This is a genomic window from Georgenia sp. SUBG003 (assembly GCF_000715355.2).
GTDB lineage: Bacteria > Actinomycetota > Actinomycetes > Actinomycetales > Actinomycetaceae > Georgenia.
On the sequence record NZ_CP180204.1, the window covers coordinates 4,256,739 to 4,271,265 of the forward strand.

The 14,527-nt window shown below is 66.1% G+C and carries 10 protein-coding genes and 13 pseudogenes; 10 read left to right on the forward strand and 13 right to left on the reverse strand.

Going from position 1 to position 14,527, the window contains the following annotated elements; translation table 11 throughout:
* Window positions 1-28 precede the first annotated feature (28 nt).
* A pseudogene (locus DA06_RS23580) lies at window positions 29-382 on the forward strand (ABC transporter transmembrane domain-containing protein); the annotation flags it as partial.
* A 126-nt stretch (window positions 383-508) separates the two neighbouring features.
* Here the strand turns inward: DA06_RS23580 and DA06_RS23585 are convergent.
* Window positions 509-725: pseudogene (locus DA06_RS23585) on the reverse strand (50S ribosomal protein L1); the annotation flags it as partial.
* 90 nt (window positions 726-815) lie between these two features.
* Window positions 816-977: pseudogene (locus DA06_RS23590) on the reverse strand (50S ribosomal protein L11); the annotation flags it as partial.
* A 130-nt stretch (window positions 978-1,107) separates the two neighbouring features.
* On the opposite strand from DA06_RS23590, the pseudogene sufC reads away from it, so the two are divergent.
* Together sufC and DA06_RS23600 are read left to right on the forward strand one after the other, a co-directional pair.
* A pseudogene (sufC, locus tag DA06_RS23595) lies at window positions 1,108-1,647 on the forward strand (Fe-S cluster assembly ATPase SufC); the annotation flags it as partial.
* Window positions 1,645-2,205 (forward strand): annotated as a pseudogene (locus tag DA06_RS23600) (elongation factor 4); the annotation flags it as partial. The pseudogenes sufC and DA06_RS23600, both read left to right, overlap by 3 nt.
* Before the next feature lie 29 nt (window positions 2,206-2,234).
* On the opposite strand, the pseudogene DA06_RS23605 reads toward DA06_RS23600, so the two are convergent.
* The 3 genes and pseudogenes from DA06_RS23605 to yidD form a co-directional block, all read right to left on the reverse strand.
* Window positions 2,235-2,933: pseudogene (locus DA06_RS23605) on the reverse strand (cation diffusion facilitator family transporter); the annotation flags it as partial.
* Between the two features lie 539 nt (window positions 2,934-3,472).
* Window positions 3,473-4,285: pseudogene (gene yidC / locus DA06_RS23610) on the reverse strand (membrane protein insertase YidC); the annotation flags it as partial.
* Window positions 4,286-4,296: 11 nt separating this feature from the next.
* Window positions 4,297-4,617 carry a membrane protein insertion efficiency factor YidD gene (yidD, locus tag DA06_RS23615; RefSeq protein ID WP_418606217.1) on the reverse strand — a complete coding sequence of 107 codons (321 nt, stop codon included), beginning with the start codon at window positions 4,615-4,617 and terminating at the stop codon, window positions 4,297-4,299.
* On the opposite strand from yidD, the gene DA06_RS23620 reads away from it, so the two are divergent.
* The 3 genes from DA06_RS23620 (at window position 4,525) to DA06_RS23630 (ending at window position 6,952) form a co-directional block, all read left to right on the forward strand.
* Complete coding sequence (locus DA06_RS23620) at window positions 4,525-4,989, forward strand: hypothetical protein (RefSeq protein WP_418608397.1); 465 nt, start codon at window positions 4,525-4,527, stop codon at window positions 4,987-4,989. The genes yidD and DA06_RS23620 overlap by 93 nt on opposite strands.
* Window positions 4,990-5,207: 218 nt before the next feature.
* Entirely contained in the window at window positions 5,208-6,014 is an 807-nt protein-coding gene (locus DA06_RS23625) for a hypothetical protein (protein ID WP_418606218.1), read from the forward strand.
* Between the two features lie 314 nt (window positions 6,015-6,328).
* Entirely contained in the window at window positions 6,329-6,952 is a 624-nt protein-coding gene (locus DA06_RS23630) for a flavodoxin (protein ID WP_418606220.1), read from the forward strand.
* Window positions 6,953-6,989: 37 nt separating this feature from the next.
* Here the strand turns inward: DA06_RS23630 and DA06_RS23635 are convergent.
* Window positions 6,990-7,190 (reverse strand): annotated as a pseudogene (locus DA06_RS23635) (LacI family transcriptional regulator); the annotation flags it as partial.
* Between the two features lie 64 nt (window positions 7,191-7,254).
* Here DA06_RS23635 and DA06_RS23640 point away from each other — a divergent pair.
* A complete protein-coding gene (locus tag DA06_RS23640; protein WP_052437066.1) occupies window positions 7,255-7,473 on the forward strand; it encodes a hypothetical protein in 219 nt (72 codons plus the stop codon).
* Between the two features lie 210 nt (window positions 7,474-7,683).
* Here DA06_RS23640 and DA06_RS23645 read toward each other — a convergent pair whose 3' ends face one another.
* From DA06_RS23645 to DA06_RS23655, 3 genes are all read right to left on the reverse strand, one after another.
* Window positions 7,684-8,205: a DUF262 domain-containing protein gene (locus tag DA06_RS23645; protein ID WP_418606222.1), complete on the reverse strand. Its 522-nt coding sequence runs from the start codon at window positions 8,203-8,205 to the stop codon at window positions 7,684-7,686.
* Window positions 8,206-8,799: 594 nt separating this feature from the next.
* The gene (locus DA06_RS23650; RefSeq protein WP_418606224.1) at window positions 8,800-9,354 is read right to left on the reverse strand and encodes an AAA family ATPase; all 555 of its coding nucleotides are present in this window, start codon (window positions 9,352-9,354) and stop codon (window positions 8,800-8,802) included.
* Between the two features lie 91 nt (window positions 9,355-9,445).
* Entirely contained in the window at window positions 9,446-10,480 is a 1,035-nt protein-coding gene (locus DA06_RS23655; RefSeq protein ID WP_418606225.1) for an ABC transporter substrate-binding protein, read from the reverse strand.
* Between the two features lie 56 nt (window positions 10,481-10,536).
* Between DA06_RS23655 and DA06_RS23660 the strand changes: the two are divergent.
* Window positions 10,537-11,175: pseudogene (locus DA06_RS23660) on the forward strand (Gfo/Idh/MocA family protein); the annotation flags it as partial.
* Between the two features lies 1 nt (window position 11,176).
* Here the strand turns inward: DA06_RS23660 and DA06_RS23665 are convergent.
* Window positions 11,177-11,317 (reverse strand): annotated as a pseudogene (locus DA06_RS23665) (heavy-metal-associated domain-containing protein); the annotation flags it as partial.
* Window positions 11,318-11,700: 383 nt separating this feature from the next.
* Between DA06_RS23665 and DA06_RS23670 the strand changes: the two are divergent.
* Window positions 11,701-12,075, forward strand: a pseudogene (locus DA06_RS23670) (sulfatase-like hydrolase/transferase); the annotation flags it as partial.
* Window positions 12,076-12,525: 450 nt separating this feature from the next.
* Here the strand turns inward: DA06_RS23670 and DA06_RS23675 are convergent.
* Window positions 12,526-12,600 (reverse strand): annotated as a pseudogene (locus DA06_RS23675) (hypothetical protein); the annotation flags it as partial.
* Window positions 12,601-12,754: 154 nt separating this feature from the next.
* On the opposite strand from DA06_RS23675, the gene DA06_RS23680 reads away from it, so the two are divergent.
* Window positions 12,755-12,925 (forward strand): hypothetical protein, encoded by a 171-nt coding sequence (locus DA06_RS23680; protein WP_418606226.1) that lies wholly within the window; start codon window positions 12,755-12,757, stop codon window positions 12,923-12,925.
* A 222-nt stretch (window positions 12,926-13,147) separates the two neighbouring features.
* On the opposite strand, the gene rplS is transcribed toward DA06_RS23680, so the two are convergent.
* Both rplS and DA06_RS23690 read right to left on the reverse strand, forming a co-directional pair.
* A complete protein-coding gene (gene rplS, locus DA06_RS23685; protein ID WP_043506584.1) occupies window positions 13,148-13,504 on the reverse strand; it encodes a 50S ribosomal protein L19 in 357 nt (118 codons plus the stop codon).
* A gap of 70 nt (window positions 13,505-13,574) precedes the next feature.
* Window positions 13,575-14,300: pseudogene (locus DA06_RS23690) on the reverse strand (proton-conducting transporter membrane subunit); the annotation flags it as partial.
* Between the last annotated feature and the right edge of the window lie 227 nt (window positions 14,301-14,527).

Genomic DNA, 14,527 nt, shown 5'->3' on the forward strand with positions numbered 1-14,527 from the left:
CGCCCTGCTGCTCGTGGGGTCCTTCGTCGTGCTCCTGACGCAGTCGCCCGAGGTCGCGCTCGTCGCCGTCGTCGTGGTGCCCGCCCTCGCGCTCGTGTCCAACCACTTCTCCGAACGCCTCAAGCGGGTCTCCAAGGAGCAGCGGTCCAAGGAGGGTGACCTGGCGTCGACGGCTCAGGAGATGCTCTCCTCGATCCGTCTGGTGCAGAGCTACGGCCGCGGCCACGTCGACCTCGAGCGGTTCTCCCGGCAGAGCGACCAGAGCATGCGGGCCTCGCTGAAGGTCGCCACGATCCAGGCGCAGTTCAGCTTCGTCATCGCGATCCTCGAGGGTGTGACGATCGCGGGGGTGGTGTGGCTGGGCGTCTGGCTGGTGGACCGCGGCTCGATCTCCGCGGGCACGCTCGTGCTGTTCGTGCTCCTCATCCAGAACATGTTCAAGCCGTCCCGCAAGATCGTCAGCGAGTGGTACAAGGTGGGCAAGCTGCTCGCGAGCACGGAACGCATCGGTCTTGCCGGTGCCGTGCGGCAGGTTGACGGTGCCGCGCACCATTCTGGTCTGCCTTGCGGGGGTCGACGCCGAGGCGGAAGACGACCTCGACGGTGGAGTCGAACTTGGTGGTCGCGGTCTCCTTGGCCAGCCGGACGGCCTGGAGGGGCGCGTAGATCTCGCCGTCGTGAATACGCTCGGCGGCCTTGCGGTAGTTCTTGCTGCGCGTTGCCATCTGCTTCTCTCTTCTGCAGTCGTGGTATGCGGGTCCGCGCGGACCCTGCCACTACGGCGCCGGGGCGGCGCCGTTATTCGGGATGTTCGGTCAGCCCTCGACGGTGATGCCCATGGAGCGGGCGGTGCCGGCGATGATCTTCTCGGCGGCCTCGATGTCGTTGGCGTTGAGGTCTTCCTGCTTGGTGCGGGCGATCTCCTGGACCTGCTCACGGGTGATCTTGCCGACCTTGGCCGTGTGCGGGGTGCCGGAGCAGCCCGTCCCCGTCTACCTCGTGACCGTGGACGGCCAGCGCGTCCTGGTCGACGTCGACGCCACCGCCGACGTCCGCAGCTGACCGCCGCCGCCCACTCCCAGACCCCAGGAAGAGAAGAAGCCACAGATGTCCACCCTTGAGATCAAGAACCTCCACGTCTCCGTCGAGACGAACGACGGCCCGAAGCCGATCCTGCGCGGCGTCGACCTGACCATCAACTCCGGCGAGATCCACGCGATCATGGGGCCCAACGGCTCCGGCAAGTCCACCCTCGCCTACTCCATCGCCGGGCACCCCAAGTACACGGTCACCGACGGGGAGGTGCTCCTCGACGGCGAGAACGTCCTGGAGATGAGCGTCGACGAGCGCGCCCGCGCCGGCATGTTCCTCGCCATGCAGTACCCGGTCGAGGTGCCCGGCGTCACCGTCTCCAACTTCCTGCGCACCGCCAAGACCGCCATCGACGGCGAGGCTCCCGCCCTGCGTCAGTGGGTCGGTGACGTCAAGGAGGCCATGGCGAAGCTGCGCATGGACCCCGAGTTCGCCCAGCGCGACGTCAACCACGGCTTCTCCGGCGGTGAGAAGAAGCGCCACGAGATCCTGCAGCTGGAGCTGCTGCGGCCGAAGTTCGCCGTGCTGGACGAGACCGACTCCGGCCTCGACGTCATCATGGAGCTGTGCCAGGGCCGGCGCGGCACGCTGCTCGGGATGGACTACCTCTCGGAGACCCGCGTCGAGCTGCGGTACACGCTGCCGCTGCAGGAGATCGTCGGCGACTTCTTCGACCAGCTGAAGTCGAGGACGCGCGGCTACGCCTCCCTCGACTACGAGCCGTCCGGGGACCAGGAGGCGGACCTCGTCAAGGTCGACATCCTCCTCAACCATGAGCACGTCGACGCGTTCTCCGCGATCGTCCACCGCGACAAGGCCTACGCCTACGGCGTCAGCATGGCGGGAAAGCTCAAGGAGCTGATCCCCCGCCAGCAGTTCGAGGTGCCGATCCAGGCCGCCATCGGGGCGCGGGTGATCGCCCGCGAGACGATCCGGGCCCTGCGCAAGGACATGCTCGCCAAGTGCTACGGCGGTGACATCTCCCGCAAGCGAAAGCTGCTCGAGAAGCAGAAGGAGGGCAAGAAGCGCATGAAGAGCATCGGGCGGGTCGACGTCCCGCAGGAGGCCTTCATCGCCGCGCTCACCTCCGACGCCCCCACCGGCAAGAAGTAGTGGGCGGGACCGGTCCCGTCGTCGACGCCGTCCATCAGCCGGCGCAGCGTGGTGCGCAGCGAGCTGACCAGGATCCACAGGATCGCCGCGGCGATGAAGAAACCGATGATCGCGTCAGCCTGCGGGAAGCCCATCCACACGCCCAGCACCCCGATGACCACGGCCACCGAGGTCAGGCCGTCGGCGCGGGCGTGCTGACCTTCGGCGATCAGTGCTGCGCTGCCGATCCTCCTGCCGCTTCGGATCCGGTAGATGGCGACGAGCTCGTTGCCGGCAGCGCCGACGAGACCGGCCGCGAAGACCCACCAGAGGTTGGTGATCTCGCGGGGGTTGATCAGGGCGTCCACCGACTCCCAGATGATGACCCCGGCGGAGACGGCGATGATCAGGGAGATGAAGAGTCCGACGAGGTCCTCCGCGCGGCGGTACCCGTAGCTGTACCGGCTGCTCGCTGCCCGCTGGCCGATCTTGAAGGCGATCACGAGCGGAATCGTCGTGACGGCATGGCCCACGTTGTGCAGCGTGTCGGCGAGAAGCGCGATCGAACCCGAGATCGCCACGATGGCGATCTGCATGATCGCGGTGGCCCCCATCCCGGCGAGCCCGATCCACGCTGCACGGATCCCTTCCTTGCTCGACTCGGCCGCCGACTGGATCGCTTCGTTCGAGTCGTGCGCGCGGACAGAGCGAGAAATGGAACTGCTCGTGAAGAACGCATCTTCCACCACCTGATTGGAAAGGTGAGCAACCAGTAGTCGGCTGGCTGATCGAGATTGGACGGAACGGTAGGGAGGCCTGCTGGGATTGTCAACACCCTCCAGCCAGAAGGTTCGGCGTCAACAACGGGCCAGCACGGCCGCCAGTTCGGACACCGGACTCCCGGCCGGTCCGAGACCCGTTTCGCCGCGATCACCTCTGTGTTTCCGTTGAGTTTCCGCGCCCTGCCGTATCGGCGGTCGCATGGGCCAAGTTCTGGAGAACTTGCTCCGGAGCCAGCCGTGGCCCGGATCAGGCGCGCCACGGGGGCGTCGACAGATTGTTGACAACCGTTGACCCGCGCTGGGTCCGTCTGTAATGTCCGCCGTGACATATCAGCGGCGTTCATACGTCGGCACACCAAGCGATGGTGGTACGCATGAATCAGAACTCCCGGCCTTCCAGGCACTCCTCCCGTCCGGCTGTCATCGACGCTCCCGACGTTCACGGCGGCGGGCACGGCCACGACCACGATTACGACGGCCACGACCACGACCACGACCACGACCACGGCACCGGGAGCCGGCTGCTTGCGGATCGTGTAGAACTGCTCGGCCCATCGACCACAGGTTGCTCACCGACCAGTAGATGAGCACACCGATCGGGAAGTTCACGCCGGAGAACGCGAAGATCAGCGGGAGGATGTACATCAGCATCTTCTGCTGACGTGCCATCGGGTTGTCCAGCGCCGAGGCGGGCATGTTCTTCATCGTCAGCTGCCGCTGGGTGAAGAACGTCGTCACCGACATCAGGATGATGAGCAGGACGGTCACGATCTTGACGGTCGTCAGATCCGACGACAGGAACGTCTCGGAGATCGGGGCGCCGAGGAGCGTCGAGGACTCGGCCTGCTGCGCCAGTTCCTGGGTAAGGGGGCCGATGGAGTCTCGCTCGCCGTCGGCATAGGTGCCCTGGGACAGCGGACCGAGGCTGTTCAGCACGCGGAAGAGCGCGAAGAAGATGGGCATCTGCAGCAGGATCGGCAGACACGAAGCGAACGGGTTGGTCCCGTGCTCGCGGTAGAGCGCCATCATCTCTTCCTGCATCTTCTGGCGCGATGCAGGGTCGGTCTTGCCCTTGTACTTCTTCTGCAGCTTCTGCATCTCGGGCTGCACCAGCTGCATGCCGCGCGCGGCTTTGATCTGCTTGAAGAAGAGCGGGATGATCAGGATCCGGATGACGATCGTCAGGCCGACGATCGAGAGCACCCACGCCCAGCCGGAGCCGCTGGACATGCCGAGCCACACGAGCGCGTCATGGACACGCACCATGATCCACGCGACGCGACCATGATCGGCCACAGAATTGTGTCGAACCAGTCCATGCTGTGAGCTCCTAGCGATCCTGCGGCGCGGACGTCCGCGCCCCCGACGTATCTGCACCGAGGGTACGGGTTGCCGTGCCCTCGTCCGAACCTTCGTGCTCCACGCCACCCGCCGAGCCGCGGTGAGCCTGGTCATTCGACCAACGTCCGCGCGGCGGCACGTGGTCAACCCCGCCCAGGCTCCACGGGTTGCACCTGAGGAGCCGCCATGCGGCCAGCGCAGCGCCCTTGAGCGCGCCGTGCCGGCGTCGACCCGCCTGCCTGATGGCGCCCTGGACACGGCGGCGGACCAGGGCCGGCTCATGCTGTGGTCTGCCGTTCCCGAGGAGCAAGCGCTGATCAATGGCACCACCCTGAGCGGCGAGCTCCGCGGGGAGGTGGGTGATTCTCCGCTAGTGGGGATCTATGTACACGACCGTAGCGGCGCCAAGATCGCCTATTACGAGCACGTCGACGCCCAGGTGACGTCCAAGGACGTTCGTCTGGACGGTTCCCAGCGTCTCTCGGTGACTGTCACCGTCTCTTCGCGTGTCCCCGAAGGAGTGGAGACCATGCCGCCTCTTCTGACAGGCGGCGGCAACTTCGTGCCGGTGGGATCCATCCGATCCGACATCCACGTATACGCGCGGCCGGCGGAAGAATCGTCAGCGCCTCGGCTGATGACCCCAGCGCCGCCTACGTGCCGCTCTTCCATGACGGGCTGATGGTGGGCACCCACGAGGTCGTACTCGAGCCCGGCCAGGTGACCACACTTCGCTTCGAGATAGAGACAGGTCCGAACCATCCCGGAGCGCCACTGGCGCGGATAACGCCAGGGCCGTCCATCGGCCAGTTTTCGGCCTCGACTTCCGTATATGGAGGTTGATTGATAACGTTTCGGACGACAGCAGTACTGCACTGACTTACCTGGGGGAACTCCACCATGAACCGACGTGTGCTTAGCACCGCCGCGGCCGCTGCGGCCCTCGTCCTCGCGCCGACGGCTGCGTTGGCGTACCCGGGCGGCCCGGAGGACGACGACTACGACGTCGTCGTCGGGCCTCCCGCATCTGTTGCCGGGACGAGCATCGGGCAGCACCCGACTCCACCAGCAGGTCCCTTCCCTCTCTCGGCTGCAAGGGCGGCCCGCCCCGGAACGGGAGCGGTGAGCGGAAACTGCCGAGTACCTAAGGATTCCGCCCTCGCTGCACGACGTCTTGCCAAGCAATCGTTCCTCGGCGCGGTGGGAGAATGCGGCGGTATGCCCACTGTCACTCGCTTGGTGACCGTCGTTGACCTCGACGACCGCATCGTTCCTGCCGAAGTCCGCGATGCCCCTTTCATCGATGGCCCTCCGCCGGATGGCTTCGGTCCTGCGGCAATCCCCATCGTCCACGGGGAACCGGTCTACGACGCCAGCGAGATGTCGTTTTCTGCGTTGCACCTAGCTGTCCTCGACGACGGTCGGCGCCTGACCTTGCTCGATGACCGGGGCTGGAGCGCGCACGGTGCTCCCGACCTCTGGAAGCAGACAACCGTCGAGGACATCGCGGACGACGCTCGGACGGTGGTCGGACCAGACGAGGCGTTCGGCAATCACTCTCAAGAGGACATGGCCGCGGAGCACTGGGCCGGTCTTGCCAGCACACTCCGAAAACATGGCGCGCTTGTTGATCCCGTGGAACTGAGCCGCCTTCCACACGACGTGGAGCTCACGAAGCGAGTGCGAGACCGCCTCACTCACGCATGACGCCGCCCACGCCCGCCGAAAGCGGATCCTCCTCCGGTCCCCGAATGGACTGACCGTACTGGCAGCTTCCGGAGCCGGTGACGTGATCCAGGAAGTTGGATGCGGTCGAAGGTCCTGAGGGCGTGTGGACCTGGTGAGGAGTCGCGGCGGAAGCACGTGGATCGTATGTCGGTTGCCGTGCGCCTGAGTTCGGTTCAGCTCGGCGGACGACACGTGGTTCGATAATCAGTCTCAGGCGCGAGCGACCTCGAAGTAGGTTCTGTCCTCGGCCAGTTGTAGACGGAAACCAAGCAGCGTCGAGTACGGGGCAACCATTGGGCCGGGAGAACTACTGGTACGGCGATCGCAAGGACCTTGAGGTCGGCAACAGCAAGGTGATCGCAGAGATGGTCGCCGCGCAGGTCGATGCCGACATCTTCGAGATCGAGCCCGAGCAGCCGTACCCCCACAACTACGCCGCGACCGTCGAGCGCAACCGCCAAGAACAGGACGCGGACGCGAGGCCGAAAATCGCTGGGAACCTGCCCGACCTCGGTCGTTATCGCTCGATCATCCTCGGCTGTCCAGTATGGAACACTCGCGCACCGATGATCATCCGTACCTTCCTCGACGGTGCGGACCTGTCCGGAAAGACGATCCATCCGTTCGTGACCTACGCCCTCGGCGGGGGCCGCGTCTTCGCAGACTACGCCGAGCTCTACCGAGGCGACGGTCGCCGAAGGCTTGGCAGTCCAGGGCGAAGAGGCGACAGACGCAGGCAAAGTAGTAACCCAGTGGCTCACCGAATCCGGGTTGGCGGGGCGATGACCTCCACCTGCCTACGACGCCCACTCCATCGAGGGATGGGCGTGCTCGACTCCGGCGAATCGGATGGTCCCCGAGGGGCTCGCCAACGTCCTGGTCGGAAAGCACGCGCGCGCGCTCGCTCGCCCGGATGAGGCGCTCGTCAACCGGCAGGTCCGCGGCGGCCATCGCTGCGCGAAAGCCCTCGTGTCGGTTCCGGGTCGTCTCGATGCCCGGCACGTCGCTCAGCAGTGCGATGCGCTTGTGCCCGTGAGCAATGAGGTGCTCGGTCGCGAGCCGCGCGAGGCCGAAGTCGTCCGCGACGACGGACTGGGCGGCAGGCAGATCTCCGACCCGGTCGACGAAGACAACCGGCACGTCTCGCAGCCGCATTCCTGCGAGGGAGTCCCGGCTCTCGTGCGACGATTATGCCCGCGCACCGACGCTGGACCAGGTTTTGAACGGTGTCGCGCTCACGCTGCTGGATGCGGTTGCTCGAGGCGATGAGCACCCGGTATCCGGCGTCCTCGAGTACCGCTTCGACCTTTGCCACCAGCTGCGCGAAGAAGACATCGCCGATGCTGTCAACGACGACACCGACGGTGCGGTCCGTGCCCGCACGCAGCGAACGGGCTGCAGGGTCGGGCAGATAGTCGAGCGACTCTACTGCCTCTAGCACGGCCGCCCGAGTAGTGGCGGCCACGTTGGCGTCGTCATTGATCACCCGCGAGGCCGTCTTGATACTTACGTTCGCGAGCTGCGCGACGTCCTTAAGTGTCGGGCCCCGTTGTGTGAGCTCATGCTCGACTGCCGAAGGTCGAAGCTGAGACGTCGCCGACAGCGCGCCGCTGGTGGAAGCAGGTGGAACTCATGCTGCGCAACCTCCTCAGCGAGGTGATGTCAACGTTGTCATGCAGGGCAGGGCATGAACTATGAGCCATTCATAGAAGGAAGAAGCCGACCTGAGCGCTGTGAGCGGGACGTACCCATTCTCCCACTGGATCTCGACATCGGAATACTTCTTCTCCCAGACGTCAGCCGCCATCGCAACTATCGACGAGTCAAGCGAATCAACGTCACCGACGACGAAGTCTTCGCGAATACGGAGCGCATAACGCGTTCGACCAGATCCTGTGAGCGCTTGGAAGAGTGCTGTAAGGCGTTGTTGCCCGTCCAGCGCCACTAGATCTACGTCGTCCGAGAGAACCGGCGCCGAGTCAAAATGTCGCGGCTGATAGAAGTCACGCGTGGTCTGGTCAACCTCAATGAGCAGGAAGCTTCCAATTGGCCAACCGCTCAACACCGTGCCCAACAGTGCTCGAACGTCCTGGTCTGTCCAGTCGAAGTCTCGCTGGAAATTCGGCAAGCCGAGGGTACCCTGTTCGATGCTCTGCAGCAGGTCTTCCAATAAGAGGTCGTCGGCATGTGTTGCACGGGCCATTACAGTTCCACCACGTTTTCTTCCTCACCCCAATTTGGAGACCTCCATATCGGCGCCTCTCTCGAATCCGATATGAGTCGCGACCTCTCGCGTACCCATCGTTCGACCATTGCGCCACTACCGGTGCGTAACACGCACGCTAATCGGTTGGACGTGCGATCAGAGTGGAGCGCATTCACGACGAGCGCACGAGCCCTATCTGTGGAGTACAAACCAAACGCCGGGACGAACGCGACAGGATCAATCGTGAGAGCAGCCTTGCTGTTGAGCTCACCTGCCGTAGCGACTCGCTTCCACTCATGCTCGATGGCCGTCGTAACTTCGCGCATCGCGACACCATAGGAAGCCTCGTCGTCCCATATCCAGCCAAGGATGCGTTGGCTCGCGATATGAGCGGCACGAGAATGGTTATGGAGACGCCTGCCGAGCGCGCCCTTTGCACTATTTCCGGCCAAACGTTGTCATGCAGGGCAGGGCATGAACTATGACGCGCCTATGACAAGGTTGTCAACAGCGGGTTGGCGCACGTTGTCTTCGTGTGAGGTGGACGAGTTCGTCTCGTCAGCGAAGAGCGCCGAGGATGAGCGTGGCTTGGCCCGCGGGAGGCAGGGACGCCGGAACCTCGAGGTGCGGGACGACAGCGCCTAGGTCGAGACTCTTCACGAAGGCGGTTATGTCTTTCAATTTGCCTTCGTCCCTCTCGGCGGCACGCGCCTGCAGCCGTGCGGAGAGTTCGTTCGCGGTGATTCGGAGCCACACCATGCAGGCCCGTCCCCCGAAGTCGGCTATGGCCGTGGACAGGTCGGCCCAGGCATCACTGTCTCGCCGCTCCGTGGTGAACGGGGCTACGAGGACCGCCGGTACGCCGGCTGCCACACAGTCGCCAGCCACGCTCAGGAGACTGGCGTAGCGAGCCGTTCGTACGAGACCAGCAAGTCGGACGTCGTCGTAGTCACGCACACCGATCAGCTCGCCGACGATGTCGACGAGCGGGTTAGTCATCGAATCCTGGTCCAGCAACGCTGCACCTAGAAGCCTTGCCAGCTCCCTGGCTGTTGACGACTTGCCCGATCCAGGGGCACCGGTCAGAACGACGACCCAAGGGGGAGAATCCACGCCCGTGAGCGTAGTTGGATTTAACCACTTCCAGCGCGCCCGTTTGACCTCTCAATCTCTGTGGACGGGCGAGGGCGCTCCTCGAGTCAGATCATGGATGCACGGAGCTTCCGCGCACAGGCGAGCAACGCGATGACGTGAGCGGATACGTGATCACTCCGCGCCCTCGCGACGGCGCACAGTGCACTTCGCAGCGGCGACCACCAACTTCGCCTACCTCGAGTACAAGCCCGACACGACCACGTGGTGCCGAGACCCGTACCTGCCTGTCGACGGTCACCTCGATCTGCGTCCGGACCGTCCCGGATGGGGCATCGAGATCGACGACCTGGACAGCCCTTCTGACGTTCGGGTCGTCGAACGGCGGGCGTGAGGTGTTGAAGTGCAGTCCTGTGGTCCTCGGCGTGAAGGTCCGGGTCACCGTGACCTCGGAATCGGCCTCGACATCCGCGATGCTCGTGGCCGGCAGGAACCCGGCGATGTCCGCCTCGCCGGTCTGGATCTGCGTGGCCCGCGCGGTGCCCTCCGGAATGAACTGCACCTCCACCCGGTCGAGCGGCACGTCCCCACCCCAGTAGTCCGTGTTGGGCTCGAGACGGAGCGACTGCCCCGGCGCATAGTCGGTGATGGCGAACGGGCCGGTGCAGGTACCCATCGGGTCGGTGCCCGCGTCCGTGTATGCCTCGGGGGCGAGGATTCCTGTGTTCACGCTGGCCAGCCGGTACGGCAGGAGTGCGCTCTCCTCCGGGGTCACGACGCGGACGGTGTCCTCGTCGACGACCTCGACGGACGACACGACCGAAGGACTGAAGGCGCGCGGCGGCGCGTCCGTCCCCAGAACGTAGTTGAGGGCGGTCGCCACCGTCTCCGCAGTGAGCCGGGTGCCGTTCTGGAAGGTCACGTCGTCGCGCAGCGTGACGTCCCACGCGAGCGGCTCGGTCTGACTCCACTCGCTCGCCAGGAGGGGCTTGAGCTCCCCGGAGACCTCGTCGTACCGGATCAGCGTCTCGAGGCAACCGATCTGGCTCAGCATCACGGCATCGTCGGACTCGACGGCGAAGTTGAGCTCGGCGCGAAGAGTGTGCTGAAGGTCGAAGCCCGCCGCCCGCCGACGTGGTCGAACCACCTGAGCCGTCGCCGCCGTTGGCGAAGCCGCATGAAGCCAGGGTGAGCCCGAGGGCCGCCGTCGCCATCGCCACCCCCGCACGCACGCACGCGCCGCTCGCCACGGCCGCCCTCGAGGCGGGCAAGCACGTGCTGATAGAGAAGCCTCTGGCGGACAGCAGCGACCGTGCGCGCCAGCTCGTCGCCCGCGCTGCGGAGCTCGACCGGGTACTGATGGTGGACCACACGTTCTGCTACACGCCGGTCGTGCTGAAGATGCGCGAGCTCATCGAGGAGGGCACGCTCGGCGAGCTGCTCTTCGTGGACTCGGTGCGGATCAACCTCGGTCTGGTCCAGCCGGACGTCGACGTCTTCTGGGACCTCGCGCCCCACGATCTGTCCATCCTCGACTTCATCCTTCCTGGCGGCCTGGTCCCCACGTCGGTCGCGGCCCAGGGAGCCGATCCGATCGGAGCAGGACAGTCCTGCGTCGGGTACCTCACGCTGCCGTTGCCCGGTGGGGCGATCGCGCACGTGCACGTCAACTGGCTGAGCCCGACGAAGATCCGGCAGATGGTGGTGGGAGGAAGCCGGCGGACCCTGGTCTGGGACGACCTGAATCCCAACCAGCGGCTGACCGTCTACGACCGCGGTGTGGACCTGACCGCGATGTCGCCCGGTCGCAAGAAGGTCGCGGCGAACGTCTCCTACCGTCTGGAGCAAGCACGGCCGCGTCGTCCACGGGCCCGCTGCTGGTCACGACCAGCCTGCCGGTCTGGGCGCTGACGTCGATGCGCTCCACTCCCGCGATCTGGCCGACCTCCTCGCGGACGGCCATCTCGCAGTGGCCGCACGTCATGCCGGTCACCTGGTACTCGAGCTCGTTGATGCTCACAGCTTCTCCCTCTCTGAGGTACCCCCTGGGGGTACCTGTGTGTGCAACGTACACGCCTCCGCCGTATTCCCGTCAACCCCCCGGTGCAGTGCGGACGGACGTGGGGCACGACACAGCCGGCCCGCTTCTCTAGATACCCCTACTGGGTATACGGTCGCGAAGGCGTACCCCGCCGGGGTATGCGTCAGTGTCCCTGTTCTCAGCGCCTCCTGGCGCGTCAGAACCTGGATGAGGGCCAGGGCGGCTTCTGCCGGCCATGCGTGAAGGAGACGAGAGCTTGACTACTGCAGGGACGGGGCGGCGTGGCGGCGATCGTGCCGCTGCTCGTGATTGCCACGGCACAGCTGATGCTGGTGCTGGACGACTCGATCGTGAACATCGCCCTGCCGAGCATCCAACGTGCCTACAGCGACCCCGTCGCGGTGGGGGGCGACGCTCTGAGCGATGCGCAGAAGGCCGACGCCGGGCAGTACCTCAGAGGGCTGAGCCACAGCGACCGGGCGCTCGAGCAGCTCGTCACCGATCTCGAGCAGATGTACGAGCGGACCATCGTGCTGCTCTACGGCGACCACCTGGCCTCGCTCTGGCCGGAGTCCGTCAAGGCGGCCGTTCCCGAGCAGGTCCTGTACGAGACGCCGTACCTGGTGTGGGCGAACTTCCCGACCCGGAAGCTCGACAACGCTCCGACGGTGGGGCCGAACTTCCTCGTCAACCAGATGCTGGCGGCGGCCGACGCGCCGATCACCCCGTACAACGCGCTTCTGGCTGAGCTCGAGAAGGAGACGGCAGCCGTCGAGAGAACTCTGACGCTCGACGCGGCGGGCCGGCAGATCGACCCGGCGGACCTCGTCGGCCGCGGGCTGTCGAGCTCCTCGAGGACTACCGGCTCGTCCAGTACGACCTCGCCGTCGGCGGGCGATACTCCGAGTCCGCCATGTTCGAGGTCCCACGGGCGAACTGATACGTCCCGTACGGGCGCCGCGCCGGCACGCGACGCCGGGCTCCACCCTGTCGATCTCCGCCAGCACAAGGTCGACGCCGCCGGCGAGGTACCGGTCACGGGGCCTGATGAGGTCCTTGGGCTCGTAGACGCCGAAGGGCAGCAGGAGCAGACCCGGCTGGTAGAGGTGCACGTCGTCACGGTCGACCACCGTGATCCGCCACTCCTGGCGTGGCAGCCGACGGCGCAGCTTGTTCGCCACCATCGTGCCGGCCGTGCCCGCCCCGAGAATCACCAGACGCTTCATCGCTCTCTCCGCTCCGTCGCAGCTACCCCGATCGTGTCGCCGGGAACGGCAAGGATCGAGGGTCCTACGTCCTACCCCGGGGGGTATTCAGCGCGCGAGCGCGTGCGCGCGGCCCTACGCTGCCGGAGACCGCTGTCCAGGTGAGGAGGGCACCATGGAGGAGCTCGACCGGGTCCGGGCACACACCGCACCCGAGATCAACCACCAGCTGGACGCCAGGCGGCTGGAGGACGTCACTTCTCTCGTGGGCGCCACGCCGGCCGAGTTCGCGCGACGCTGCGCAGGCTCGACAAGGAGTGGGACGTCGAACGGACGCTCGAGGTGAACGCGGCGGCGCTGTAGCTGGGCGGCATGGCCGCGGACTCGCTCTGGGCCGTCGTCGCCCCCCGCACGCCCGTCGGTGCTGTCGGTGGTCAAGCGATCCGCTCCCCTCTGGCAACTGCACTGCCAGGACGCTGCCGGCCCAGAGGGACCTGGGTCGACCTTACAAGGCCGGGACGTGCGAGTGCCCGGCACACCGTACGGCGTACCGGGCACCCGGGCAGGCTCAGCGCGAGGTGGTCTCGCGCTTCTCCTTGATCTTGGCGGCCTTGCCGCGCAGGTTGCGCAGGTAGTAGAGCTTCGCGCGGCGGACGTCACCCCGGGTGACGACCTCGATGGAGTCGATCGACGGGGAGTGCACCGGGAAGGTGCGCTCGACGCCGACGCCGAAGCTCACCTTGCGGATCTTGAAGGTCTCGCGCACACCGTTGCCGGAGCGGGCGATCACCACGCCCTGGAAGACCTGGATACGGGAGCGGTTGCCCTCCACGACCTTGACGTTCACCTTGAGGGTGTCGCCGGCGCGGAAGGCGGGGATGTCGTCGCGGAGCGAGGGGCCGTCGACGATGTCCAGGGTCTGCATGGTGTCTCTTCCCGCTCGTGCCACAGGTCACGCGCGATGGTCGGGGCGGCTCGTGCCGCCACGTCGGTCATCGGGTCGCCCTGGTCCGCGGGCCGTGCGGACCCCCTGTGGCCGCGACGAGGAAGAGCGCGGTCTGGACGGTGATGTGGTGGGCGACGTAGAAGATCGCCGCCGACAGGCCCGCCTCCGAGGACAGCGAGACGCCCCAGACCATGAACCCGATGTGGCTCACCAGGGTGAAGGACAGCAGACGCTTGATGTCCTCCTGCGCCACGGCGCCGAGGATGCCGATCACCATCGTGGCGAGGGCGACTACCTTGAGCAGGTCGTCGACCCGCCCGTCCGGGAAGAGGAGGACCTGCGTCCGGATGATCGCGTAGACGCCGACCTTGGTGAGCAGGCCCGCGAACACGGCGGTGACCGGCGCGGGGGCGATCGGGTAGGAGTCGGGCAGCCAGGCGGAGAGCGGGAAGACGGCCGCCTTGATGCCGAACGCCACGAGCAGCATCAGCTGCAGGATCAGCTGGGTGTCCGGGTCGATCTCCGGCAGGCGCAGGGCCAGCTGGGCCATGTTCACCGTGCCCGTGGCGGCGTAGATCAGGGCGATCGCCACCAGGAAGATGACCGAGCTGATCAGCGACACGACCACGTAGATCGTGCCGGACCGGATGCGGTCGCGGGTGCCGCCGAGGGTGATGAGCACGAAGCTCGCCGCCAGCAGGATCTCGAAGCCGACGTAGAGGTTGAACAGGTCCCCCGAGACGAAGGTGTTGGAGACACCGGCGGACAGGACCAGTCCCCTGCTGCAGCGCGCTCGCCCGGATGGCGAGGCGGCGCGAGGTGGACGGCACCGAGGCGGTCACGTCGTCGTCGGACCGGTGGGCGGGGTGTGGTACTGCCCTCCGGCCGCGACAAGTATCGCACAGGGCCCCCTTCCCGCAGTTCCTGACGCGCCGTCACCTTCCGGGACCAACGTCCCGGGGCCCGCCGTGGACCCGCTCCTACGTTGAGAAGGAAATTCCC